This is a genomic window from Aminobacterium sp. MB27-C1 (assembly GCF_030908405.1).
Classification (GTDB): domain Bacteria; phylum Synergistota; class Synergistia; order Synergistales; family Aminobacteriaceae; genus Aminobacterium.
This window is the reverse complement of the sequence record NZ_CP133089.1, coordinates 350,130-374,454: the sequence shown is the minus strand read 5'-3', so window position 1 is coordinate 374,454 and position 24,325 is coordinate 350,130. Positions and strand designations below refer to the sequence as shown.

Below are 24,325 nucleotides of genomic sequence, written 5' to 3'. Positions count from 1 at the left end.
CTACTGATTTAAAAGAGCCTTTAACTGATCGGCAAGTGAAGAGTTAAGGGATCTAAGATTTTCAACTTCATTCACTGCCTTCTCCTTTTCTCCCTTTAAAGCCCAAACCAAGCCTAAACCAAAGTGAGGTTCTGCATATTGAGGCGCCAATGATATGGCTTCTTCAAAAGCCTTCACCGCCTCCGAATACTTTTTTAAACCAATGCGAGCCAACCCCAGATTATTTAAAGCCATAGGGAATTGTTTTTTTAATGAAAGAGCTTCTTGGGCAGCTTCTTCTGCAAGAGAATACTGCTTCGTACGAACATAAAGAGAACTCAAGTTGTTCCATGAATAAGAATAACGTGGCTCAATCTCTATAGCTTTTTTAAAGGCATCAATGGCTTCTTCCGTTTTTCCAAGCTGAGCTCGTGCAGTTCCAAGATTATAATATGCTAGATAGAATTGAGGATTAAGTTCTATCGCCTTCTGATAGTAGGCTATTTCTTTTCCACGATCCCCTTTTCGTCCCCATAAAGCCCCCAGATTAAAATGAGCTTCAGCATGAGAAGGGGCAAGTTCTACAGCTTTTTCATATGCTTTAAATGCCGCATCATACTTTTTTTGTCTGCCAGAAGTAACTCCGAGCATAAAAAACCCCTCTCCCCATTTGGGGGCAAGTTCCGTTGTCTTTTTAAACCACTGTTCTGCTTCTTTCATATTTTTTTCCTGAAAAAGAGCGCGCCCTTTACCATAGGTCAAAGCAAAAGAATCAGGAGCAATTTTTAAGCCCTGAGAATATAAGTCTGTAGCTTTATCATTTTCTTTTCTCAAAAGATATATATTCCCTAAATTTATATAAGCACCAGAATAAGATGGTTTTAGCTTTATTGTCTCCTGATAGGCTACTATTGCCTCATCTGTTCTATCAAGCTTTTCTAAAGCTACAGCCATATTATAATAAGCTTCAGGATAATCTTGACGGGCTTCAATAGCTCTCTGAAAAGTAAAAACTGCCTTTTGATATTGCCCAGCCTCAGCAAAACGCATCGCTGTCGCAAAATATTTGCTTGCTTGATCAGATGCAAAAATCGCAAAGGGGAAAACGGATAAAAACAAAAGAGATAAAAAAAATCGGGGGACCCTTCTTTTCATATACATGGGGTGTTCCTCCTCTTCGAAAAGTTAAATATTTTTATTTATTCTACTATTTCTTTTTTATATGCAAAAGAGGAACTGACATCAAAAAAGAATACGTGCTAAAATCAGTTTCCACATTGGAGAAAGGAGAATCGATAAATGAACTTTGCAGTATTCGACCTTGAGACAAACGGGTTAAAGGGTAGTTCTGTTGTTTCAGCCTCTTCCATAGTTTTTGATGATAGAGGGTATATTCGAGATATTTTCAACCGATTCTACTTTCCTACCGAAACTCCTGACATGGCTACAGAAAAAATTCATGGATTAACTGTGGAAAGAATTCATTGGTTTAGGCAGGCAGAATCCTATCCTCTTTATTTTCTTGAAGACATTAACGCCCTTCTCTCCTTTTGGAAAAGATGGCATGTATCTGGAATTATTGTTCATAACTTGGCCTTCGATACTTCTTTTCTCCCTAAAGAAGCAGTAAAGATGTGGAAATGGTGGTGTTCTATGTTGGGACTTACAACTTGGTGCGCCATTCCTAATCCGCGCAACGCAAAACTTTACAAATGGCCACGTTTAAACGAAGCGAAGATGAAAACTATTTCTCGACTTAAAACGCCAATTATCGTCAGAGAAATAGAAGAAAGTATACCGGCAGAGATGGGACATTACTCCCTTAGTGACTGTCTCGAACTGTATGGAATTTTCATGCGCGTGTGGAGTTCAGAACCAGAACTCGTTTCATTTAAAGCTTACAAGAATCAATACTTTAAGCCACAAGAAGAGCACTACACCATGCCTTTTCCAACTCAACCTGACTGTTTTGTTATACAGGGCCTTAAGTTTGCAGAAGCAATCGCGCGTATTGCCAACCTCACAGAATATTCATTTCAATTACAGACTCTTATCAACCGCTATGCGTCACTTCATGCCCCACTCGAATAAAGTCAATAAAGGTCAGGCTTTATAAGCACTTTATTAGTCTATGGAGGTATAGGAATGTATTATATTGAGAATAATAGTGTCAACCCCCGTTACAATTTAGCATTTGAAGAATACGTATATTCTCTACTATCTACATGTCAAGAAAAATTTATTCTTCTTTGGCGTAATGAGCCATCTATCATTGTAGGACGATTCCAAAACACGGCAGGAGAAATAAACGCTCCTTTTGTAAAAGAGAATAATGTTAACATTGTTCGACGTATTACAGGAGGTGGAGCTGTGTATCATGATCTTGGTAACCTCAATTATACTTTTGCCGTTCCTAACGATTCCGAGAATCCCTTTGATTTTCAAAAACATACGCAACCAATTATTGATGTATTGCAAAGCCTTGGCGTAAAAGCTGAGTTCAATAGCCGAAATGATCTCTCAATCGACGGGAAAAAATTCTCAGGGAATGCACAACATATGGATAAAAAAAGACTACTCCATCATGGAACACTTCTTTTCAACTCAGATCTTGATGTTCTCTCTCAAGCGCTGAATGTTTCAGAAGACAAATTTATTTCTAAGGCTGCAAAATCTGTTCGAAGCCGTGTGACAAATATCCTTCCGTGGCTTCCCCGTAAAATAACCATAGAAACATTTCGAAACGCAATTCTAGATCAAATGGATAAAAAAGAAGGTGTGAAAACATATCCTCTCACCCAAGATGATCATAAGAAAATAAAGAAACTTATGGAAGACAAATACAACACATGGGAATGGAATTGGGGGAAATCCCCCGAATATACAGAAAAAAAGAGCCATCGCTTTGATGCAGGGAAGGTTGAAGCCTACTTCAACATCAAAGAAGGGACAATCATTGGCTGCCAATTTTTCGGAGATTTCTTTGGTGACGAAAACATTGACGTTTTGGAAAATCATCTTTTAAACTGTCCCTATGAAGAAAGCGCTCTGAAGGAGAGGCTATCTTCCGTTCTTGTCGAAAAGTATTTTGCAGCTATACCAAAAGAGGAAATTGTCTCGTTTATCTGCTGTTAGAAAGGTCAGGAGTTTCACATAAGATGTGAATAGCTTCTTCTTTACACCGAATAAACACGGTTTCGCCTATTTCAAAAAGATCTGGAGTCATGGGGTTCACAGTATGAACAATGAGATTTTCACTGAAATATTCGTTGTGAACCTCTATTTCATATTCGATGATTGTACCTAAAAACGTTCTGCGGATAATTCTACCCCTATCGTAAATGTTACTCTCCTCAGTGATATGGCCTATTATGAGAGACTCGGGGCGTAATGCTGCAATGAGAGTATCATCAACACTACATCCAGATGGCATTTCCGTTACCTGTAAGGTCGCTCCTCCTATCTGTACACACCCCTTGTCTTTGATACGAACCGGCATAAAATTGACCTTACCAATAAAAGCAGCGACAAAAGAGTTTGCCGGCCTCGCATATAGATCAAAAGGTGTTCCAATCTGCACTATTCGCCCTTTGTTCATAACGACAATACGGTCTGAAATGCTCATGGCTTCTGCTTGATCGTGTGTAACATACACACTTGTAATTCCCAGTCTTTTTTGCAAATTCCGTATTTCTATGCGCATTTGTTCTCTCAATTTTGCATCAAGGTTAGAAAGAGGTTCATCAAAAAGAAGAAGGGCGGGTTCCATAACTATGGCTCGTGCTAAAGCGACCCGTTGCTGCTGACCTCCTGAAAGTTGGCTCGGTTGCCGAGATTCCAATCCTGTTAACCCCACTAAATCAATAACTTGTTCCATCTTCTCTTCTATCTCTTTTTCTTTTATCTTTTTAAGGCGAAGACCAAAAGCAATATTCTCATAGACGTTAAGGTGGGGGAAAATAGCATAGGATTGAAAGACCATAGTAGCATTCCTTTGATTGGGGGCCACATTGTTCACTCTCTCTTCACCAAAGAAGACGTCGCCAGAAGTAGGATCCTCAAAACCAGCAATCATTCGAAGTAACGTTGTTTTACCACAACCGCTAGGTCCTAATAGAGTTACTAGCTCTCCCTCCCCAACAGAAAGATTGACGTGATCGACAGCAACTACTCTATTTGATGGATCATCGAAACTGCCAAATTCTTTAACTAGATTATTTATATTAAGTTCCATGAACTTACAGCTCCTTTGAAATCTCTATGGCTTTCATCCCACCCGCTCTGCCTGAAACAAGACGGCTTATAATAACAATTGCGCAAAGAACAATTACGACAAGAATCACACTAAAAGCGGCCGCTACACCTAAACGCCCCGACCCAACCTCGTTAAGAATCTGAACTGTAAGCAAGTTCCATCGTGCAGAAACAAGGAAGATTGCAGAACTAATAGCTGTCATGGCACGAACAAAAGCAAAAACAAGCGCGGAAAAAAAGGCTGGCGCAATAAGAGGCAAAGTTATCTTCCTAAAGGTAGTTACTCCATCTGCCCCCAGATTCTGAGCAGCCTCCTCTATGGCTGGATCAATCTGTCGCAATACAGCTATTCCTGATTGAATACCCACAGGGATATAACGGAAAATAAAGTTAAGCACGAGAATGGCCAATGTTCCGATAAGAAGAAGAGGCGGTTTGTTGAAGGCCAAAATATACCCAATACCCACAACTGTTCCCGGCACAGCAAAATTTAAAATAGAAACAAATTCAATCGTACCCTTTCCAGGGAAACGCTGTCGAACAACAAGGAAGGCAATAAGCATACCGAGAAGTCCTGAAATAGGTGTAGATAAGAGGGCAACAATCAACGTATCTTTTATCGTTTCGAATCCAACACTCAAAGCATAGAGAAAATGTTTAGCAGTCAAAGAAAAGTCATATCCCCACACATTTATCATTGCGCCAACAAAGATTGTGCCATAAAAAAGGAGTACGAAGAGGGCAAATGCAACAACAAAGGATTGCAAAACTTTTCGAGCACCTCGGCTAACAAGCTTTGACGATGAAGCTACAGGTTTACCTGTTATTGTCGTATATTGTCGTTTTTCAAGGTAATAGCGCTGTATTGCAAAAGCTGTAATAGACGGAAGAAGCAAGACTACCGCCAACGCCGCTCCCAAAGGAAGGTTAAATGACCCCGTAATTTCCAGATATGCCTGTGTAGAAAGCATGGGGAAACGGCTCCCTGCCAAAACGAGAGGATTTCCAAAATCAGCGAGAGATTCAATAAAAACAACAAGAAAGGCACTGGCTATTCCAGGAAGACTCAGAGGTAACGTTACCTTCCAAAATGTTTGCATACGAGATGCTCCAACATTCATAGCTGCATCCTCCAACGTTGGATTCAACGACTCCAATACCCCCCTTAACGTTAGATACGCAACTGGAGCGAATGTAAAAATCTGCGAAAGAAGTACACCTTTAAAACCATATATGCTGAAATTTTTTAAACCTAAAACACCCTTGGTGATAAGACCGTTTGCTCCGAAGAGCATCAAGATAGCAAGGGAACTTGTAAAAGGAGGCGAAATTATAGGCAAAATGAAGAGCACGTGTAAAAATTTCTTCGCTGGAATTGTCGTTCTGGTAACAGTAAAAGCAGCTATATAACCTATAAAAACACCAACACATCCTGTTGCGGTCCCCACAAGAAGACTATTTTTTAATGCATTTCGCAAATAGCGAAAAGTAAAGAAACGATGGTAGTTTTGTAAAGAATAAAGTCCTTCCTGAGATTGAAAACTTTTGATCAACACTGAAATAAGGGGATAAAGAACAAAAAGAATAAGTGATAAGGCAACCCCTCCAACTAACAGGGCAAGAAGGGGATCACGCCATAGGAGTCGCAGTTCTCTCTTTGCTCTACGTAAATACGACATACAATCCTCCTAAACAAAAGGGGGCTGAGGAGAACCAGCCCCTTTTGTTTACTGTCCTAAAACCTCTGTAACCCAACGATCAATAAGACGTCCCTTCTCCTGGGCTGCTTTTTCTCTGTCATAATCAATAAGTTTTATTTCAGAAAGAGAGGGAAGCCCTTCTCCCGCAGTAACATCACTTCGTACAGGGAAAAAGTATGTTTTATTTTCGCTGAGAGATTGTTGTCCTTTTCTAGATAATATCCAGTCAATGAGTTTATGTGCGCCTTCTTTATTTTTAGCTCCTTTGATAATTGATAAGGCTGCAGCTTCATACCCTACTCCCTCTTTGGGGAAAATAACCTTTGCTGGGAAACCTTCATCAACAAGCTTGAGAAATGCAGGAGTAAACTGAATGGCCACTTTTGCTTCTTTAATGGCTAAATTTTTACTCGGGCCCGTTCCGCTCTGTGTATATGTCTGGATATTGGGATTAAGAGCTTTCATATAGGCAAAAGCCTCATCTTCTCCATAAATACTTATTAAGGTCATCATAATAGCAAAAGCTGTTCCTGAAGATTGAGGTGATGGCATTTGAATCGTCCCCTTGAACCCTTCGTGTTTTAAGTCTTCCCAGGATTCTGGCATTGGGAGATTTTCAGATTTCAAGGCATCTGGAAGAACACCTATACCAATAGGATTCATATAGAAAGCATGCCAAAAACCTTCTGTATCCTTAAAATTATCAGCAAGGTCAGTAGCTTGGGGAGAAAGATAGGGTTCTGTAAGACCTCTTTCCTTAGCTACAATATGATTTTCACTCGGCGCACCAAACCATACGTCAGCTTGTGGATTTGCCTTTTCCGCTTCAAGACGGCTTAATGCCGGGCCTGAAGATAAGAATACCATCTGTGTCTTTATGCCTGTGTCTTTTGTAAAAGTCTCTAAAATATGGCGGGCATTCTCTTCGTCAACACTTGAATAAATAATAAGATCTGCGGCAAAAGCATGAAGAGGCGATAGGCATAATGCAATAATCGCAATACCAAGAAATGTAAAACTTAAAAATTTACGTTTCATGAAACTCCCTCCTTTAGCCGGTATCTAAAATACTTCTACAGTTTTGTAATTCAATATAGCACAGAACGATCTCTTTTCTTTTTTCTGAATTTTTCTACTAGAAATTGTACCATTGACTTTGCAACAATATTCGATAGACTGTAGGGTACAAAATGAATATAAGCGAGTTGAGTCTATTTCTATATGCACAAAAGACTCAATGAGGCGCCGAAGGGACATTATACAAGTCATCTGGACAACGGCCAGGCTTCAAGATGATTATTATGAATTGTCTCTAGAGGGGATCGGAGCCTGCAATGGACATATTTATGTCTATTGTAGGCTTTTTATTTCGGGAGGTGCCACCATGCTCAAAGTTAAGACATTTTTCGCAGAATCTCCTTTTTTCGATCCATGGATCAACTTGGCTTTCGAGGAACATCTTCTCTCGTTGCTCTCTCGTCATGATGTAATTTTATACCTCTGGCAAAATGAACACACTGTCGTTATTGGCCGAAATCAAAATGCATGGAAGGAATGCCGTACTAGCCTTCTGGAAAAAGAAAAAGGGACTTTAGCTCGTCGATTATCTGGTGGCGGAGCGGTTTACCACGACTTAGGAAATTTAAACTTTACATTTCTTGCTTCTCATCTCAGTTACGATTTCATTCGACATATCAAAGTTCTTGTTGACGCCTTCAGATCTATTGGAATCCCCGCCTCTTTCAGTGGTAGAAACGACATTCTAGTACATGGCAGAAAAATTTCAGGGAATGCTTTCTATCAAGGTAAACTCGGTCGATATCATCACGGCACAATCTTAGTTGACGTTGACTTAGAAAAAATGGTTCGATATTTACAGCCACCTGCTGCTAAACTGAAGGCTAAAGGAATAGACTCCGTAAAATCTCGTGTTGCGAACCTCAAAGAATTTAATGAATCTCTTTCCATTGATGTAATAAAAAAAGCAATTTTTACCTCATTTCTAAAAGAATACGGAGGAGAAGGATCTCCTATTTCTCTGAAAGATCTTGCTCTGAAAGATAACGTTCAAAAAATTTATAAAAAATATAGCAGTCAACAATGGATTTATGGGAATTCTCCTGATTTTGACGTGCAATTGGAACATCATTTTGATTGGGGACACGTAGATTTCGGTTTCCACGTTAAAGAAGGAATGATCTCTCACTGTCAACTCTATTCTGATGCTATGGACGGTGACCTTATTGCAAGCATAGCGCCCCTTCTGCACGAGGTCCCCCTAAATGGACAGGCTCTTGCAGAAAGATTACGAAATAGCTTCCCTCATTCTATCCCCCAGGAAGCTCACGATATAGCATTCTGGTTTGAACATAACTGGACAAACATGTTTTAAGCATAAAACGGAGGTGAGATTGTGAGGAAAACAGCATTTTATGAGAAACATATTGCGCATAGCGGAAAAATGGTCGATTTTGGCGGCTGGGAGTTACCTGTGCATTATGAAGCAGGTATTGTCGAAGAACATAAGAGGGTCAGATCTGCAGCCGGCCTTTTTGACGTCTCTCACATGGGCGAGGTACTAGTTACTGGACCTAAGGCAGAAGCCTGGCTTCAAAACATGATGAGCAACGATATCACAATCATGGAGGAAGGACAGGTCATTTATACATTCATGTGCTACCCCAATGGAGGAGTAGTTGACGACCTTCTCGTCTACAAAGTTTCTACAGAAAATTATTTTCTTGTGATCAACGCATCCAATACTGAAAAAGATGTTCTTTGGCTTCATGATCACGTCTCGGAAGGGGTGCATGTTGAAAACTTATCTCCCCAATACAGTGAATTGGCTCTGCAGGGACCTAAAGCAGAAGAAATCCTGACGAAAATTACAAACTTTGATGTTGCAAGCCTGGGTTTCTTTAGATTTGTAGAGAATGTCAATGTAGCTGGTGTAAATGCACTTGTTTCACGAACTGGATACACAGGAGAAGATGGATTCGAAATCTATATTCCTTGGGATGAAGGCGCGAAGGTTTGGGATGCCATTATGGAAGCAGGCCAAGATTTTGGAATTTTACCTGCTGGTTTGGGATGCAGAGACAGTCTTAGATTCGAAGCGGGGCTTCCCCTCTACGGTCATGAATTAGCCGCCCATATTACCCCACTTGAAGCGGGGCTGGGATTCTTTGTAAAGCTGGATAAACAATTTATCGGTCGAAATGCTCTTGCCGCTCTTAAGGAAAATGGCGTACCTCGAAAAATTATTGGCCTTGAAATGATTGATAAAGGAATCCCGAGAGAGCAATACGAAGTGAAAGCTCAGGGTAGAACTGTGGGAAGAGTAACAACTGGAGGCTTCTCTCCAAGTCTTGATAAGAGCATTGCATCCGCTCTTGTAGAGGCTCCATTCGTCAACGAAGAGGAAATGATTATTGTTATTCACGGGAAAGAAAAGAAAGCTAAAAAAGTAAAAAGACCCTTCTATCAAAAACATTACAAACGTTAAAAAGAGAAAAGGAGGTAATTAATTATGGCAAAGGTATTGAAAGATATTAAGTACACAGAAAGTCACGAATGGGTGAAAGTAGAAAACGGAAAAGCTCGTATTGGTATAACCGACTATGCCCAGCATGCTATGGGCGATATTGTTTACGTTGAGCTTCCAGAAGAAGGTTCTGATTATTCTGCAGGTAGCGATCTTTGCGTTGTCGAGTCAGTAAAAGGAGCCAATGATGTCTACGCTCCCATAAGTGGTACTGTAACCGAAAACAATACAGAGCTGGAAGATTCTCCTGAACTCCTTAATGAAGATGCATACACCAACTGGATTACCATTATTGAAATGTCCGATACATCAGAACTTGATAATTTACTTGACTGGGAGGCTTATGAGAAGCTGTGTGACAGCCTCGAAACAAAAGAGGGGGCATAAACTCATGGCACGTTATATTCCGAACACTGAGAAACAGCAAAAGGAAATGCTCCAGACTATCGGTCTATCTTCAATTAAAGATCTTTTTGCCGATATTCCGGAGTCTATACTGTTGTCACGAGATTTGCACATTCCTGCTGCTCTTTCCGAGATGGAACTAAGCAAAGAAATTTCTTCCATGGCTGCCAGAAATGCCAGTGCTGATAAATATACCTTCTTCTTAGGGGCAGGCATATACGACCATTTTATTCCTACTGTCGTTAATCATCTTGCAAGCCGGCAGGAATTTGTAACAAGTTACACACCCTACCAGCCTGAAGTAAGCCAGGGAACCCTTCAGACTATTTTCGAATACCAGACAATGATATGTGAACTAACTGGTATGGACGTATCGAATGCTTCTATGTACGATGGGGCATCTGCTATGGCAGAAGCTGCATTCATGGCTGGCACTGCCACCAAAAGAAATGAAATTCTCGTTGCCCGTTCTGTTCACCCTGAAAGCAGAATCGTTCTCGAAAGCTATGCACCCTATCAACATTTAACTGTTAAAGAAATAGGTTTTAAAGACGGACGCCTCGACATAGACGAATTGAAACAAGAACTCTCATCAGAAACAGCGGCTGTCATCGTTCAAAATCCAAACTTCTTTGGAACACTAGAAGATCTTGAAACAATAGGAGAAATTACAAAAAATGCCGGAGCTCTTTTTGTTGTTGCTACAGACCTCATGGCTCTGGCCATTTTGGAACCTCCAGTAAAATATGGTGCAGATATAGTTATTGGTGACGGGCAACCTATGGGTAATACTATGAATTTTGGCGGCCCTGGATTTGGATTCTTCGCCGTAACCAAAAAATACATGCGAAAAATGCCGGGAAGAATTGTGGGACAAACTGTAGACAGAAATGGCAATACTGGTTACGTCCTCACACTTCAGGCACGAGAACAACATATTCGACGTGAGAAAGCAACATCAAATATCTGTTCTAACCAAAACCTTAATCTTGTTATGGCGACAATTTATATGACTCTCATGGGAAAAGAAGGATTGCGAGAGGTTGCCGAAACATCTCTTCAGAAAGCGTTCTACACGAAAAAACTTCTTACTAAGACGAGTAAATTCAAAGCTACCTTTGATACCCCCTTCTTCAGAGAATTTGTTGTCACATCAGAAGAAGACCCCACGTTATTAAATAAACGACTTTTCAAAGAGGGGATCATCGGCGGTTTCGATCTCTCCTGTCACTATCCAGATCTGAAAAATGGCTGGCTCGTTGCTGTTACAGAGAAACGTACGCAGGAAGAGATTCAACGTTTTGTCAAAATAGCAAGGGGGGATCAGGCATGATTCGACTTGTGCCTCCTATTTTTGAAACAAGCGTACCAGGAAGAAAAGGATACTCTCTTCCTGAAATAGATGTGCCTTGCGAGAAGCTGGAGAGTCTGATTCCTGAAGGCATGCTCAGAAAAGATAAAGCTGAATTGCCAGAAGTAAGTGAAGTAGATGTTGTTCGTCACTTTACTCGTCTCTCTCAACTGAACTTCGCTGTAGATGAAGGCCTCTATCCTCTCGGTTCATGCACGATGAAATATAACCCGAAATTAAACGAGGATATGGCAAAGCTGGCTGGATTTACAGGAATCCATCCATTGCAAGATCCGACAACAGTTCAAGGAGCTTTGGCTCTCATGTATGAACTCTCTGAAATGCTGGCGGAAATAACCGGAATGAAAGCAGTATCGCTTCAACCGGCAGCAGGAGCTCATGGAGAGCTCACCGGAATAATGATCATTAAGGCATATCATGAGAACAGAAGCGATACGAAACGAACTAAAATGATCGTGCCTGACACAGCCCACGGTACAAACCCAGCATCTTCATCTGTTGCTGGCTTTGAAGTTGTAGAAGTAAAATCCAATGAACGAGGCAATGTGGATCTTGAAGCTTTGAAGGCTCTCATGTCAGACGAAATTGCTGGCATTATGCTCACAAATCCAAACACCCTTGGCCTATTTGAGGAAGAGATTCTTGAAATAGCCAATGTCATTCATAACGCCGGCGGACTTTTGTACTACGATGGGGCTAACGCTAATGCCATTCTCGGAAAAACACGTCCCGGTGATATGGGATTTGATGTAATTCACCTTAATCTGCATAAATCCTTCAGTACTCCCCATGGAGGTGGCGGCCCTGGTGCAGGCCCTGTAGGAGTGTGCGAAAAACTCGTCCCCTTCCTGCCCGCTCCACTTATTATCAAGAAAGATGATACATACGAATTCGATTATGATCGTCCGCTATCTATCGGTAAAGTACGCTCTTTCTACGGAAACTTTGGCGTTCTCGTACGGGCATATACGTACATTCGCACCATGGGACCGGAAGGTCTTCGATCTGCGGCAGAAAATGCAGTTCTTAACGCAAACTATGTGCAGGCCCTGTTGAAAAAGCACTACATACTTGATTTTGATCGTATTTGCAAACACGAATTCGTACTCTCAGGCAAAAAACAGCATAACCAATACGGAGTCTCTACTTTAGATATAGCTAAACGTCTTATCGACTACGGATTCCATCCACCCACAGTCTACTTCCCTCTCATTGTCGAAGAAGCTCTTATGATAGAGCCTCCAGAGAGTGAAAGCAAAGAGGAGCTAGACGCTTTTACACAGGCTATGATTTCCGTAGCAAATGAAGCTGAAGAACATCCGGAAACCTTTAAAGATGCTCCTTATAAAACGGTGGTTTCTCGACTTGACGAAACACTAGCTGCTCGAAAACCCGTCTTACGTTGGACTCCAGAAGAGGAGTAACATTGGAGGTGGATGCATGTACGATGTTATCGTTTTAGGTGGAGGGCCCGGAGGAAACAAAGCCGCAGAATTAGCTGCTAAAAGTGGTCTGAAAGTTGTAATGATTGAAAAAAGCCGTCTTGGCGGTACCTGTCTGAATCGTGGTTGTATTCCTACGAAAGCCTACTTTGCCAGAATAGTGGGCGGTCATGGTTCCATTGAAGAGATGTGGGATTACAAGGAACGTATTGTAGAAAAATTACACGATGGCATATCGACTCTCATGAAAATGTCAGGAGTCGAAATTATACGCGGAACAGGTGAAATCACCAGCACTGGCGAAACTAAAATTATTTCTATAGAAACTAAGGATGGCCTGCGGCAAATCGAAGGGAAAAATTTTATTATAGCAACAGGAGCACGTTCCCTTTCTATGGACTTTGAAGGATCGGCGCTTCCCGGCATCATTACCGGAGATTACGCTGTTACTTATCCCGAGCTGTGGAAATATCCCGAATGCAATGAAGTAGAATCCGTAGCCGTTGTAGGAGCCGGCGTCATAGCTGTTGAGCTTGCAGTTCTTCTGAAACGTATGGGGAAAAACGTTACGATTCTCAAACATTCCGACCAGGTTCTTCGTCGATCTGATAAGGACATAAAAAAGAAACTTATCCAATCTCTTAAAAAAATGAAGATTACGATGATCGACTATTTTACGCCGGAAAAGGCAACTCAGGAAGAAACATCCATTAAGCTTCATGGCTCTACACCTAAAGGTCCTGTTGATATCCAGTGTGATCGTCTTATTCTGGCGTCAAGCATGATTCCTATTCTCGATGGTTTCGGGCTAGAAAAAACCGCTATAGAATACTCTAGGAAAGGCATCAGGGTAGATAAAAATATGCAAACTAATATTCCTGGAATATACGCCATAGGAGATGTCACTGGTGGAATGATGCTTGCTCATCTTGCTGAATACCACGCGTTGAGCGCAGTGGAACATATTCTGGGTCGAGAGTATGTTATCAACCCCGATCATATTCCATGGTGTGTTTTTTGCGATCCCGAAATTGCTGTGGCCGGCATAACCGAAGATGAGGCTGAAGCTCGAAATATTCCCATAAAAGTCGCCAGAGCCTATTTCTTGGGTAACGGTATGGCACAAGCTCTGAATCATACTGACGGTTTTGTCAAGGTAATAGCATCTAAAGATGATGATCGCTTACTTGGAGTTCATATTATGGGCCCAGAAGCATCTTCTCTCATAGGTGAAGCAGCCCTTGCTGTAGCTCAAGGGATGAAGGCGAAAGAAGTCGCTAGAACAATTCACCCCCATCCCACTTTAACAGAATGCTTTAAAGATGCTCTCTTCCGCCTGGAAGAAGAATAAAAATTAGAGCAAAACACAATAAAAAGAGCCGGAGAATGTATCTTTACCTCCGGCTCTTTTCTTTCTTTTCTGCTATTTTTTAGCAGGAAGATGAAGAGCCCTGTTAAGAGCTGCTAAAGCTCCTTCTCCCAAAGCTTCTCCTACTGTGGGATGAGCATGAATCGTTGAAATAATTTCTTCTGCTGTTGCTTCCAGTCGAAGAGCTAATGCGCCTTCCACAATAAGATCCGTCGCTCTCGGACCTATAATATGAACCCCGAGTATTTCATTGTATTTTTCATCTATAACATACTTCACCAAGCCATCGATATCATTCATTATGACGCACTTTCCATTATTCACCAATGGGAAACGTCCTACTTTTATCTTGTACCCTTTCTCGATAGCTTGTTTTTCTGTAAGCCCAACAGATGCAATCTCAGGAGATGTGTAAATAGCACTTGGAACTGTTTTGTAGTTCATGATAACTGTTTCGCCCATTATATTTTCGGCGGCGACTAGACCTTCATGAGTTGCAACATGAGCAAGCATAATCGGAGAAGCACAATCTCCGATTGCATAAATGTGACTTACACTTGTGCAAAGGTGGCTATCTACTAAAATTCTACCTCGCTCAGTCTTTACCCCCGCTTTTTCAAGCTCAAGACTTCCCGTTACGGGGCGGCGACCCACAGAAACGAGGACTTTGGCTGCTTCAATCGTTAACGAGCCATCAATATTTTCTACACTAACAGAAAGGCTATCACTGCTTGACCATACTTTCGTTACCTTGGAAGATGTATAGAATTCCACACCTAAACGCCCTAAAACCCCTTTTATTATCGGAGCCAGCTCTTCATCAATATTTGGAAGAACGTCAGGTAACATTTCCACAACAGTCACTTTTGTACCTAAAGAGGCAAAAATAGAAGCGAATTCCATGCCAATAACTCCGCCCCCCACAATGACCATAGATGTTGGAATCTCATCGAGACTCAGCGCTTCATTGCTTGTAATAACACCAGGAAGATCAAAACCTGGTATTGGCGGAATAACAGGTTCGGAACCAGTCGCCACTATAAAATTATCACCCTCCACAACCATTTCCCCACCTGCATTTAACTGTACACGGACTGCACTTGGAGAAACAAAAGCAGCCTCGCCTTCCACTACATCTACTCCATTGGATTTCAGAAGTATGCCAACTCCGCCTGTCAATTGCTTCACTACATCTTCTTTTCGTTTCATCAAAGTATTCCAATCAACAGATACATTGTCAGCTATGAGTCCCAACGAAGCTCCTGCCTTAATGGCCGTATATAGCTCAACGGTGTGCAACAAAACTTTGGTGGGAATACACCCAATATTTAGGCATACTCCGCCAAGGCGTTTTTTTTCAATAACAGTAACATGAGCTCCCAATTGCGCAGCTCGTATAGCGGCTACATAGCCCCCCGGGCCACCCCCTATAACAACTATACGTTTTTTCCCGTCAGAAATTGTTCCTTCATTCATCGTTAAGCCCAGTTTCGGCATTGTTATTGTATGTGCCATAATCTGCTGCAAACCTCCTCTTGGTACCTACAAAAGCAGCAGGTAGGGATTTTCTATAAGTTCTTTAACTCTGACCAAAAATTTAGCTGCATCTGCACCATCTACGAGACGATGATCAGCTGTAAGACATAACATAGAAATAGGACGAACCTGAATTTCTCCGTCTATCACCATTGGTCGATCAACAATAGCATTCACAGCCAAAATGCATGCCTCTGGAGGATTTACAATTGGCGTAAAGCTATGCATTCCGAACATTCCCAAATTCGAAATAGTAAAGGTTCCACCTTGCATCTCTTCAAGTTCCAGCTGATTTTCTCGAGTTCGAGCTACCATATCATCTGTTTCGGAAGCAATTTGCAACAGAGACTTTGCCTGAACAGCCTTCACGTTGGGAACGACAAGACCGCCCTCTACAGCAACTGCCAAACCTATATTGACATTGCCATGTAGAATAATTTCCTGGTCATCAAGACTCGCATTCGCCATAGGATATTCGGTGAGGACCTGGGCACATATTTTCATTAAAATATGATTGTAGGAAATTTTTACATCTTGTTTTAAAGCTGCTTCTTTTATATTCTTTCTTAAAGAAATAAGAGCAGAAAAATCCACTTCCATGTTGTAGGTCACTGTAGGTATGGTTGTAGTAGAAAGAAGCATTCTCTCTCCAATAACCTTCCTCATATTTGTTAAAGGAATACGGCGATCTTCAGCGGGAAAAACATAGCGAGCAGGAGTAGAAGCTGCGGTTTTGCCTTGAGAAGCAAAAATAACATCTTCTTTCATAATACGTCCCTGCTTCTCTATGTCGATAAGGTTGACTCCCAAATCGGCAGCCATACGCTCTGCAACAGGAGATGCCTTTACTTTTGAAGAAACAGACACACTTTGAACAAAGGCAATAACGTCTTTTTTAACGATACGACCTTCCGGACCGGTTCCTTCTACAAGAGAAATATCCACTCCAAAATCTTTTGCCGTTTTTTTCGCCAGAGGAGATGCTTTGATAAAACCTTTTGTCTCGCTCTTTTTTTCCTGCTCAGCATGTACATCAAAAGAGGAAGAATTTTCTTGCCGAGTCTCCTGAGGCTTTTGTGACTCTACTTCACCGAGAAGAGACATATAATCTTCTCCCTCTTCGCCAATCACAGCCAAGGGCGCTCCCACTTTTACATCTTCATTTAGTGCCACAAGAGTTGCCAATAAAACGCCTTCTTCTGGAGCTTCTACATCAAATGTCAGTTTATCTGTTGCTGCTACAAACAGAATCTCACCTTTACCAACAGCGTCTCCTTCCTTCTTCTTCCATTCTGATACAGAGCCACTGTTCATAGTGAGTCCCAATTTAGGCATTGTAACCAATGTAGCCATAATAAACCTCCTTCCAACTTATTTAATAAAGATTAAAAGCCTTAGGTAAGAACGTAGAAAGTGACGGGAAAAGCATAATGACGATAAGGGCCAATATAGAGGCGAAGACAAGGGGCATAGCCGGCTTGCTTATTTCTTCTATAGTGAGATTACTTATATTAGCTCCCACGTACAGGTTAACGGCAACAGGAGGAGTAACCTGTCCAATAGCCAGATTGACAGTCATAACAACACCAAACCATATAGGGTCCCAGCCGAAGTGGCTCATAATAGGAATAAGTATGGGCAAAAAAACGTAGTAAATAGAAATAGCGTCAAGTACCATTCCGGCTAAAAGCAAAATAACGTTGATGAGAAGTAATATAACCAGTGGATTATCAGAAAGGGTCAAGAGAAAATTGGCAGCTTTATCTATAAGACCAACAGTGGCGCCAACCCATGAAAATAACCCTGCACATGTTACAACAATCATAACAACAGCTGTTGAAATTACACTTGAGACAAGAATATCGTACATAACCCGACGAGTTATGGTTTTATAAATGAACACTCCCACAAAAAGACCGTAAAAGACAGCCACTGCAGCAGCTTCTGTAGGAGTAAAGATACCCCCATAAATACCGCCGAGAATAATTACAGGAGTCAACAATCCCCATAGTGATTCTTTAAATGCTCTCACAAGAGCTTTTCTGCCTCCTCTTGCCTCACCACGATAGCCATGTTTTTTACTGATTAAGTAGACAAAAAGCATCATAAACAGAGCAACGACAATTCCCGGGAAAACTCCTGCGGCAAAAAGAGCACTTACAGATGTCTCTGTAACAACGCCATATACAATAAATGCTATGCTCGGTGGAATAACTATAGCTAAACCAGAAGAAACTGACACAACAGCAGCTGAAAATGCTTTATCATATCCGGCTGCAGCCATACCTGGGATAAGAATCAGACCAAGAGCTGCCACTGTTGCCGGACCAGAACCGCTTACCGCCCCCCAGAAAGTAGCAACGCCAACCGTTGCAATGGCGAGTCCGCCTGTAACAGAACCGACCAATTCCTTAATGAGATTAATTATTCGTCCGGCAATCCCTGCTTTCTCCATAATGACGCCTGCCAATATAAAGAAGGGAATAGCCAAAAGAGGGAACTTTGCAATACCTGCATAAAAATTGTAGGAAATCATTTGATGCCCTAATCCCCAGAACCATGAAACGAAGAGAGCTGCCCCTCCAAGAGCAACAGCTATAGGGAATCTCAATAAAAGAGGTATTATAAAAATGATAAGTGCCCATAATGCGGGGTCTTTAAATATTTCAGACATGATAAGTCCCCCTTAAACCTGATGATTTCTGAATGTTTGAATGGAATGCTGTAAAAGACGTACAATAATAAGCACAGAAAAAATTGGTGTAGCTATGGTATATATCCAGACTGGTATATCCAGTGATTCTGTGGTTACGTCCAGTGCAATCTCATCCAAAACTTCAATATATCCGTAATAAGCCAGAACTGCGAAAAACATAATGGTTGCTGCTGTGGAGCATATAAAACAAACTTTTCGCGCTTTTGGAGCCAACCTTTCGTATATGAAGGTCATGCTTAAATTGGCTCCTTGTTTAAAGGCCATAGACGTTCCCAACATAACAAGCCATACAAAGAGGTTGACTTCAATTTCCTCAGTAAAAGAGAGGGGGTATTTTATAAAATAGCGAGTGACAACATTGATAAAAGCTATGCTGACCATAATCATCAACATTGCCGCTCCAACGAGCTCTTCAAAGTGATTCCATACTTTTTTCAGCATAAGGCCAACAATCCCTTCCTTTTTCGAAAAAGAGGAGGAAAAGGGTCTTCCTCCTCCGCCATTTTCACTCTGAAACCGTAGCAGTTACTTTACAGTTGCCATATCCTGTTCAGCGGCTTCTACCAAATCTTTACCAATCTTATCTTTCCATGTATCGAAAACAGATTTTGTCTTCTCAACAAAGACATTAACCTGATCGGCACTTAACTTCGTTATAGTCATACCTTGCTCTTCAAGGTATTTATATGGTTCGGTAACCTCTGGAAGTTCACCCGTTTCTTTGAGATAAGCTATTGAAGAGCCATCGTCAAGACCAACCCGAGCAAGGGCCTTTTGATATTTGGAAGCCTCTTCAACACACTCCATAAGCATTTTCTGATCTTCGGGGCTAAAAGATGACCATATCTTATTGTTTACAGCGTACATAAGTGGGTCGACAACATAGTGCCAATCTGTAAGGTATTTATGAAATTCAAATACTTTATAAGGAAGGATAACTGAGTTAACGGGGTTCTCCTGACCATCGACAACGCCCTGCTGGAATGCTGTTACTGCTTCTCCCCAGTTCATATTGATGGGGTTAGCACCCAGAGCCTTGAAAATATCGAGATAGAGAGGGCTTCCTACTACGCGTATTTTCATTCCAGCCATATCATCAGGGGTTACGATAGGTTTAATGCCATTTGTAAGCTCCCGGAAACCATTTTCTCCCCATCCAAGAACAGTAACTCCTTTTTTCTGAAGAGCATCAGAAATTATCTTACCTGCTTTTCCCGCCTCTATTGCATCAAGAGCTTTATAGGGATCGGGCTGACTTGAAATAAAGAAAGGAAGAGCAAACAAGTTTAACTCTGTTGCCTGAGGCGACCAGTTAATTGTAGAAGAGAGAGCAAAATCAGCTGCTCCATTTCGAACAATCATAAACTCAGAAGTCTGTTTCCCAGCCATAAGCTGTGCAGAATAGTAAACCTTAACATTGATCTTTCCACCTGATTTCTCAGCAACGAGATCGGCAAATTTTCCTGCGCCCTTTCCCCAGGCACTCTGTGCTGCTACGTTAACACTCATTTTGTATTCGTCTTTATAAGCTGCAAGAGCAGGAATGGAAAGCCCACAAATCAAAACCACCAAGGTTACAACAGCAATCAGTTTACGCATTCTTTTCCCTCCTGTTAGAGATGTAATGGGTATTCCTCAATTCTGTAACCTGTACCGCTACCACATTTTTCCCCTTTTTCGGTTATTTCACCCCCTGCTAATATCTAGTTAGCCTTATTGTTTCTAGTACAACAATCACTTATTGTTCTTTGAAGTAACTTTAAAAAGAGTAAATCTCGTTTCCTCATCGAAAGAACGCAACATCTGTACATCGGAAAAAACATTGATCACAACTTCAACTGTAGCTAAAACCTTATTATGTCCAGAATCAACAATATGCCCCGCCAGGGGGTGCATATCTTCACCCGCCACTACTCCATGTAGATGAATAGACAATTCTCCCTCTTCGTTTTTCCCAATAATTCCCTGTGCACCTACAAATTCAAGAGGACCAATAATTTCTACCGGATCAAGGTAATGAGCCTGTCCCCCTGGGGAATCTTCTGTTACACAAACTAATGTGGCACTCTCAAGACTGCCAATCATGGTGCAAATACTTCCTGATTCGATATTCTTTTCACGGCAAAGGGCTTCCAAAGATTCAAAGATATCTTCCTCCGGACCAAAACGAGCCACTATCATTTGAGATAAACCTGTAGAAAGAGCTTGCACAATACTTCTCCTTACATCATTCTCTTAACAGCTTCGCATATTTTGTCTGCTGTAATTCGGTAAGCCTGTTCCAATGGACGAGCAAAAGCAATTGGCGTAAAGGGAGCACCAATACGAACTATTGGAGCATCAAGATAATCAATACCTTCCTCCGCGACAATAGCTGCAATTTCTCCCCCTACTCCTCCCTGCTTTACAGCCTCATGAGCTATGGCAAGACGACTGGTTTTTGCTACTGAATTCAAAATGGTATCTTTATCTATAGGTGAAATAGTTCTAAGATCAATCAACTCTACGCTTATTCCTTCCTTCTCAAGTTTCGAAGCCGCTTGAATAGCCAGATTCATTGTTAAGGAATATGAAACGAGAGTCACATCGGTCCCCTCTTTTACAACTTTAGCTTTCCCGATAGGAGTAAAATATTCCTCTTCAGGAACGTCTCCTTTCATACTGAAAAGAGCCTTATGCTCAAAATAAATAACAGGATTATCATCACGTATGGCAGACTTCAAAAGTCCCTTGGCGTCAGCTGGATTAGATGGAATAACAACCTTTAGTCCGGGAATATGCTGAAACCACGCCTCAACACTCTGCGAATGCTGAGCTGCCGCCTGGTTTATTAAGCCGTCTGGTGCACGAAGAACCATTGGAAGGGTCTTTTGGCCGCCAAACATATAGTGAACCTTGGCCATCTGATTAAAGACCTCATCCATACACACGCCAATAAAGTCTGCAAAGTGCATGTCTGCTATCGGTCTCATGCCGGCAAGAGCGGCTCCTACAGCAGCACCAACAATGGCTGTTTCGGTTATGGGAGTATCTCTTACACGATCCGCACCGAACTTGGCAGGGAGTCCTTTAAACTGACCAAAAATACCCCCTTGTCTGACAATATCTTCGCCCATGACAAAGACGGTTTCATCGCGGGTCATTTCCTCATCCATAGCTTCCAAAGTTGCTTGAGAAAAACTAATGTTTTTCATTGTCATCCACCGCCTTATACATATAGATCTTCGAAAAGTTCAGAAGCATCTGGCTCTGGGGATTTTCGAGCAAAATCAACTGCTTCCTCGATTGCCTGTTTAACAGCTTCTTCAAGAGAAATAAAATCTTCTTCGGACATGACTCCAGCTTTAATTGCTTTTCCCTTAAAACAAGGGATGGGATCTGTTTCATCAAAAACTTTCTGAACCTCTTCTTTGGTTCTATACTTTTCAGGATCCCCAACAAAGTGACCTTTGATGCGATAAGTTTTTGCTTCAAGCAAGGCAGGCCCCTCTCCTTTGCGGGCTCTTTCTATAAGTTCTTTAGCTGCTTCATATACAGCAAAGACATCGTTGCCATCAACAATAATTCCAGGCATATCGTATCCTTGTGCACGATCAGCAATATCTTCAACTGAAGTAGTCGTTCTATAAGGTGTTGTCGAGGCCCATTGGTTATTTTCACAGACAAAAAGAACCGGGAGCTTCCAGACTGCCGCCATATTGGCTGCTTCGTGGAATGTCCCCCGGTTCGATGCTCCATCTCCAAAAAAGACAACTGAAACACCATCTGTTTTTTGCATTTTTTGAGCTAAAGCTGCACCTGTCGCAAGAGTAAAACCGCCACCTACAATGCCATTTGCGCCAAGCATACCCACACTGAAATCTGCAATATGCATAGAACCGCCCTTACCTTTGCAATAACCTGTTTTTTTACCAAAAATCTCAGCCATCATTCGATTCAGGTCGGCACCTTTGGCTATTGTATGTCCATGGCCTCTATGGGTGCTTTGAATGTAATCCGTTTTTCTAAGATTAGCCATAACCCCAGTAGCAACGGCCTCTTCTCCGATATACAAATGTACAAAACCTGGTATCTCTCCTGCAAAAAAGAACTCTTCAACTTTTTCCTCAAAGTGACGGATTTTTACCATCGTTTCGAAGAAAAAATGAAGGGTCTCTTTGTCAAAGTCACCGATGGGAATAGTAGGTTCTCTCCGAACCGCTTTTGCACACATACGGAACCCTCCTCTTAACTTTTACAAATTAAACTGATTATATTAATTTAGTAAAAACATACTGTCTTTTGTTTTTTATGTACATATCTTGAAATGTATACCTTATATTTGTACAAAGAGAGTGTGAGCTTCAGTAAAAAATAAAGGAACTAAAGATAAGGAGGTTATGACATCAAATTTTTTTTACCTGTAAGCATATGTAAATGCATTGCTTCTGCCGCCATTACCGGATCATTTTTGCGAAGGGCATCTACAATATCGCAATGTTGGCGAAATGAGCGTTCAACTGTTCCTGGACCTTTTAAAACATTTACACCTACAGAAAAAAACCGATCTTGCACTCGTTTTGAGGTAGAAATAATAAGTGAGTTGGAATAAACATGTAAGAAGTAATCATGGAAATCACGATCATAGTTAAGATATTCTGCCACGTCGTCTTTTTCCATTGCCAGTTTCTGATATGACAAATTTCGATCAATTTCCTTGAAATGTTCATCTGTTAAAAGAGGAAAAACATTTTTTATGACAAATTCTTCTATGGCCATACGCAAATCAAATATTTCGTTAGCTTCAAGAAGAGTCACATCTCGCAATACAATGCCCCTGTTAGGGAAAATTTCTATGAAACCTTCCATCTGAAGGCGTTGTAACGCTTCTCTGATAGGAGTACGACTCATGTTCAATTTTTCAGCAAGGGAGTTTTCAGAAATATCATAGGACTTCATATACTCTTTATCGAGAATCAACTTTTTTATTTCTTCATACGCTATATCCTTTTTTTTCATCCTTACCATGAGATTTCCCCCTCAATGGTTTTAAAAAGCTTGCATACAAGTTATATACAACCTGTACACCTAAAAGGATATAGAGAAGCTAATTTCGTGTCAAGACAAAACTTAGAAATATACAATATACTTAAAATTGGAATGCATTAAACTATTTTTTATAAATCATTTCATTCAATTTCAACCCTATTTCTAAAAACTCAAGTTCTGCCTTTTTAAAAACTTCAATATCTTCCTTGTAATCTTTCTGGGTGTAATCCTTATGACCAGTACTTCTTTGATAAAGCTTTTCAGCAATCTCTTTGACACAGACAACAGCTTTAAGCATTCCTGTTATATATGCTCTTTGAAGAATAAGAAAATTTCCATCTTCAGTTTTATTGTCTGGAGAAATATCCCGTATAGATGTTTTAATACACTCAAGTTCAGATATGATTTCTTCAAGTTTTTGACAGTTGCCGGAATAATCAATGGGTTTATAAATTCCTGGAAGGCGGATCATTTTCCGAAGGGAAGGTTTAAAGAGCTCATTTTGAATAGCCATATATTGTTTCAAAACTGCATTTGTCCTTTGAGCAATTTCAAGTATTTTTTGCTCCAAATCCAATACCTCCTTTTCAAAAGTCAACGAACAAGCGGTTCCAGTTCTGTTTCAAGAGCACCTACCTTTTCCTCTAATTTTTGAAGTATTTCATTGTTGGAATCTGGAGATATTTTTATGCGCACATCTAAAAGCTCCTGACGTTTTTTTTGCACTTCCTTAATTATTGATTGTACATCTTGGCGAGCTTCATCATCAAGAGAACTCAAGTTAGATTCCCCCGCTGATATGACTATATCCGCTAAGGTTAGAGCTTTATCTACACGAGACATCAGTATCTCAGATCCAGCAGGGCCGGAAGACAAAGAAAGAGTTTCTTCCTTCTTCTCTACAAAGTACATGAACGACAAAAAAATGCCTACAAAACAAACCAAAATAATGAGTACCTTTTTTTTCATTACTGACATCT

Annotated in this window: 23 protein-coding genes; 8 read left to right on the top strand and 15 right to left on the bottom strand. The window is 41.0% G+C overall.

All coding sequences use genetic code 11. From position 1 onward, the window contains the following. Positions 1–1,134: a tetratricopeptide repeat protein gene (locus tag RBH88_RS01740; protein WP_307879805.1), complete on the bottom strand. Its 1,134-nt coding sequence runs from the start codon at positions 1,132–1,134 to the stop codon at positions 1–3. Between the two features lie 144 nt (positions 1,135–1,278). Between RBH88_RS01740 and RBH88_RS01735 the strand changes: the two genes are divergently transcribed. Then, positions 1,279–2,070: a hypothetical protein gene (locus tag RBH88_RS01735; protein ID WP_213691673.1), complete on the top strand. Its 792-nt coding sequence runs from the start codon at positions 1,279–1,281 to the stop codon at positions 2,068–2,070. A gap of 54 nt (positions 2,071–2,124) precedes the next feature. Next, positions 2,125–3,114 (top strand): lipoate--protein ligase, encoded by a 990-nt coding sequence (locus RBH88_RS01730; RefSeq protein ID WP_213691672.1) that lies wholly within the window; start codon positions 2,125–2,127, stop codon positions 3,112–3,114. On the opposite strand, the gene RBH88_RS01725 is transcribed toward RBH88_RS01730, so the two are convergent. The 3 genes from RBH88_RS01725 to RBH88_RS01715 are packed head-to-tail and all read right to left on the bottom strand — an operon-like array spanning position 3,101 to position 6,971. Then, a complete protein-coding gene (locus RBH88_RS01725; RefSeq protein WP_213691671.1) occupies positions 3,101–4,213 on the bottom strand; it encodes an ABC transporter ATP-binding protein in 1,113 nt (370 codons plus the stop codon). The genes RBH88_RS01730 and RBH88_RS01725 overlap by 14 nt on opposite strands. Positions 4,214–4,217: 4 nt before the next feature. Next, the gene (locus RBH88_RS01720; RefSeq protein WP_213695846.1) at positions 4,218–5,912 is read right to left on the bottom strand and encodes an iron ABC transporter permease; all 1,695 of its coding nucleotides are present in this window, start codon (positions 5,910–5,912) and stop codon (positions 4,218–4,220) included. A 48-nt stretch (positions 5,913–5,960) separates the two neighbouring features. Continuing rightward, on the bottom strand, positions 5,961–6,971 hold the full coding sequence (locus RBH88_RS01715) for an ABC transporter substrate-binding protein (protein ID WP_213691669.1): 1,011 nt from the start codon (positions 6,969–6,971) through the stop codon (positions 5,961–5,963). 346 nt (positions 6,972–7,317) lie between these two features. Here RBH88_RS01715 and RBH88_RS01710 point away from each other — a divergent pair, with 346 nt between their 5' ends. From RBH88_RS01710 to RBH88_RS01685, 6 genes are read left to right on the top strand one after another with little or no spacing between them, the layout of a single operon-like run. Then, on the top strand, positions 7,318–8,325 hold the full coding sequence (locus tag RBH88_RS01710; RefSeq protein ID WP_213695847.1) for a lipoate--protein ligase: 1,008 nt from the start codon (positions 7,318–7,320) through the stop codon (positions 8,323–8,325). A 21-nt stretch (positions 8,326–8,346) separates the two neighbouring features. After that, positions 8,347–9,438, top strand: a complete 1,092-nt coding sequence (gene gcvT, locus RBH88_RS01705) for a glycine cleavage system aminomethyltransferase GcvT (RefSeq protein ID WP_213699850.1) — start codon at positions 8,347–8,349, stop codon at positions 9,436–9,438. A 24-nt stretch (positions 9,439–9,462) separates the two neighbouring features. Next, positions 9,463–9,864, top strand: a complete 402-nt coding sequence (gcvH, locus tag RBH88_RS01700; protein ID WP_213691666.1) for a glycine cleavage system protein GcvH — start codon at positions 9,463–9,465, stop codon at positions 9,862–9,864. Between the two features lie 4 nt (positions 9,865–9,868). After that, on the top strand, positions 9,869–11,215 hold the full coding sequence (gene gcvPA / locus RBH88_RS01695) for an aminomethyl-transferring glycine dehydrogenase subunit GcvPA (protein WP_213695848.1): 1,347 nt from the start codon (positions 9,869–9,871) through the stop codon (positions 11,213–11,215). Further along, entirely contained in the window at positions 11,212–12,678 is a 1,467-nt protein-coding gene (gcvPB, locus tag RBH88_RS01690; RefSeq protein ID WP_213691664.1) for an aminomethyl-transferring glycine dehydrogenase subunit GcvPB, read from the top strand. Before gcvPA ends, gcvPB begins: the two co-directional genes overlap by 4 nt. 16 nt (positions 12,679–12,694) lie before the next feature. Continuing rightward, positions 12,695–14,047, top strand: coding sequence for an NAD(P)/FAD-dependent oxidoreductase (locus tag RBH88_RS01685; RefSeq protein ID WP_307879804.1), 1,353 nt, complete (start codon positions 12,695–12,697; stop codon positions 14,045–14,047). A 72-nt stretch (positions 14,048–14,119) separates the two neighbouring features. Here the strand turns inward: RBH88_RS01685 and lpdA are convergent, their stop codons facing one another. The 11 genes from lpdA to RBH88_RS01630 all read right to left on the bottom strand — a co-directional run bounded on the left by lpdA (position 14,120) and on the right by RBH88_RS01630 (position 24,314). Further along, on the bottom strand, positions 14,120–15,580 hold the full coding sequence (gene lpdA / locus RBH88_RS01680; protein WP_213691662.1) for a dihydrolipoyl dehydrogenase: 1,461 nt from the start codon (positions 15,578–15,580) through the stop codon (positions 14,120–14,122). Positions 15,581–15,607: 27 nt separating this feature from the next. After that, entirely contained in the window at positions 15,608–16,954 is a 1,347-nt protein-coding gene (locus RBH88_RS01675; RefSeq protein WP_213695851.1) for a dihydrolipoamide acetyltransferase family protein, read from the bottom strand. 22 nt (positions 16,955–16,976) lie between these two features. Then, positions 16,977–18,275 (bottom strand): TRAP transporter large permease, encoded by a 1,299-nt coding sequence (locus RBH88_RS01670; RefSeq protein WP_213691660.1) that lies wholly within the window; start codon positions 18,273–18,275, stop codon positions 16,977–16,979. A 12-nt stretch (positions 18,276–18,287) separates the two neighbouring features. Beyond that, positions 18,288–18,758 carry a TRAP transporter small permease gene (locus RBH88_RS01665; RefSeq protein WP_213691659.1) on the bottom strand — a complete coding sequence of 157 codons (471 nt, stop codon included), beginning with the start codon at positions 18,756–18,758 and terminating at the stop codon, positions 18,288–18,290. Between the two features lie 84 nt (positions 18,759–18,842). After that, the gene (locus RBH88_RS01660) at positions 18,843–19,916 is read right to left on the bottom strand and encodes a DctP family TRAP transporter solute-binding subunit (protein WP_213691658.1); all 1,074 of its coding nucleotides are present in this window, start codon (positions 19,914–19,916) and stop codon (positions 18,843–18,845) included. Between the two features lie 135 nt (positions 19,917–20,051). Next, positions 20,052–20,528: a PPC domain-containing DNA-binding protein gene (locus RBH88_RS01655; RefSeq protein ID WP_213691657.1), complete on the bottom strand. Its 477-nt coding sequence runs from the start codon at positions 20,526–20,528 to the stop codon at positions 20,052–20,054. A gap of 11 nt (positions 20,529–20,539) precedes the next feature. Then, positions 20,540–21,517 carry a pyruvate dehydrogenase complex E1 component subunit beta gene (locus RBH88_RS01650; protein WP_213691656.1) on the bottom strand — a complete coding sequence of 326 codons (978 nt, stop codon included), beginning with the start codon at positions 21,515–21,517 and terminating at the stop codon, positions 20,540–20,542. An 8-nt stretch (positions 21,518–21,525) separates the two neighbouring features. Further along, positions 21,526–22,530: a pyruvate dehydrogenase (acetyl-transferring) E1 component subunit alpha gene (pdhA, locus tag RBH88_RS01645; protein WP_213691655.1), complete on the bottom strand. Its 1,005-nt coding sequence runs from the start codon at positions 22,528–22,530 to the stop codon at positions 21,526–21,528. 164 nt (positions 22,531–22,694) lie between these two features. Continuing rightward, a complete protein-coding gene (locus tag RBH88_RS01640; RefSeq protein WP_213691654.1) occupies positions 22,695–23,324 on the bottom strand; it encodes a GntR family transcriptional regulator in 630 nt (209 codons plus the stop codon). Between the two features lie 142 nt (positions 23,325–23,466). Continuing rightward, the gene (locus RBH88_RS01635) at positions 23,467–23,916 is read right to left on the bottom strand and encodes a hypothetical protein (protein ID WP_213691653.1); all 450 of its coding nucleotides are present in this window, start codon (positions 23,914–23,916) and stop codon (positions 23,467–23,469) included. A gap of 23 nt (positions 23,917–23,939) precedes the next feature. Then, the gene (locus tag RBH88_RS01630; RefSeq protein ID WP_213695853.1) at positions 23,940–24,314 is read right to left on the bottom strand and encodes a hypothetical protein; all 375 of its coding nucleotides are present in this window, start codon (positions 24,312–24,314) and stop codon (positions 23,940–23,942) included. Between the last annotated feature and the right edge of the window lie 11 nt (positions 24,315–24,325).

Coding starts and splice junctions, on each gene's coding strand:
- RBH88_RS01710 (WP_213695847.1), top strand. CDS start 7,318: ATGCTCAAAGTTAAGACATTTTTCGCAGAATCTCCTTTTTTCGATCCA.
- lpdA (WP_213691662.1), bottom strand. CDS start 15,580: ATGGCACATACAATAACAATGCCGAAACTGGGCTTAACGATGAATGAA.
- gcvH (WP_213691666.1), top strand. CDS start 9,463: ATGGCAAAGGTATTGAAAGATATTAAGTACACAGAAAGTCACGAATGG.
- RBH88_RS01685 (WP_307879804.1), top strand. CDS start 12,695: ATGTACGATGTTATCGTTTTAGGTGGAGGGCCCGGAGGAAACAAAGCC.
- RBH88_RS01660 (WP_213691658.1), bottom strand. CDS start 19,916: ATGCGTAAACTGATTGCTGTTGTAACCTTGGTGGTTTTGATTTGTGGG.
- RBH88_RS01640 (WP_213691654.1), bottom strand. CDS start 23,324: ATGGTAAGGATGAAAAAAAAGGATATAGCGTATGAAGAAATAAAAAAG.
- RBH88_RS01725 (WP_213691671.1), bottom strand. CDS start 4,213: ATGGAACTTAATATAAATAATCTAGTTAAAGAATTTGGCAGTTTCGAT.
- gcvPB (WP_213691664.1), top strand. CDS start 11,212: ATGATTCGACTTGTGCCTCCTATTTTTGAAACAAGCGTACCAGGAAGA.
- RBH88_RS01735 (WP_213691673.1), top strand. CDS start 1,279: ATGAACTTTGCAGTATTCGACCTTGAGACAAACGGGTTAAAGGGTAGT.
- pdhA (WP_213691655.1), bottom strand. CDS start 22,530: ATGTGTGCAAAAGCGGTTCGGAGAGAACCTACTATTCCCATCGGTGAC.
- RBH88_RS01670 (WP_213691660.1), bottom strand. CDS start 18,275: ATGTCTGAAATATTTAAAGACCCCGCATTATGGGCACTTATCATTTTT.
- RBH88_RS01730 (WP_213691672.1), top strand. CDS start 2,125: ATGTATTATATTGAGAATAATAGTGTCAACCCCCGTTACAATTTAGCA.
- RBH88_RS01715 (WP_213691669.1), bottom strand. CDS start 6,971: ATGAAACGTAAATTTTTAAGTTTTACATTTCTTGGTATTGCGATTATT.
- RBH88_RS01630 (WP_213695853.1), bottom strand. CDS start 24,314: ATGAAAAAAAAGGTACTCATTATTTTGGTTTGTTTTGTAGGCATTTTT.
- RBH88_RS01740 (WP_307879805.1), bottom strand. CDS start 1,134: ATGAAAAGAAGGGTCCCCCGATTTTTTTTATCTCTTTTGTTTTTATCC.
- RBH88_RS01665 (WP_213691659.1), bottom strand. CDS start 18,758: ATGCTGAAAAAAGTATGGAATCACTTTGAAGAGCTCGTTGGAGCGGCA.
- RBH88_RS01650 (WP_213691656.1), bottom strand. CDS start 21,517: ATGACAATGAAAAACATTAGTTTTTCTCAAGCAACTTTGGAAGCTATG.
- RBH88_RS01675 (WP_213695851.1), bottom strand. CDS start 16,954: ATGGCTACATTGGTTACAATGCCTAAATTGGGACTCACTATGAACAGT.
- RBH88_RS01720 (WP_213695846.1), bottom strand. CDS start 5,912: ATGTCGTATTTACGTAGAGCAAAGAGAGAACTGCGACTCCTATGGCGT.
- gcvPA (WP_213695848.1), top strand. CDS start 9,869: ATGGCACGTTATATTCCGAACACTGAGAAACAGCAAAAGGAAATGCTC.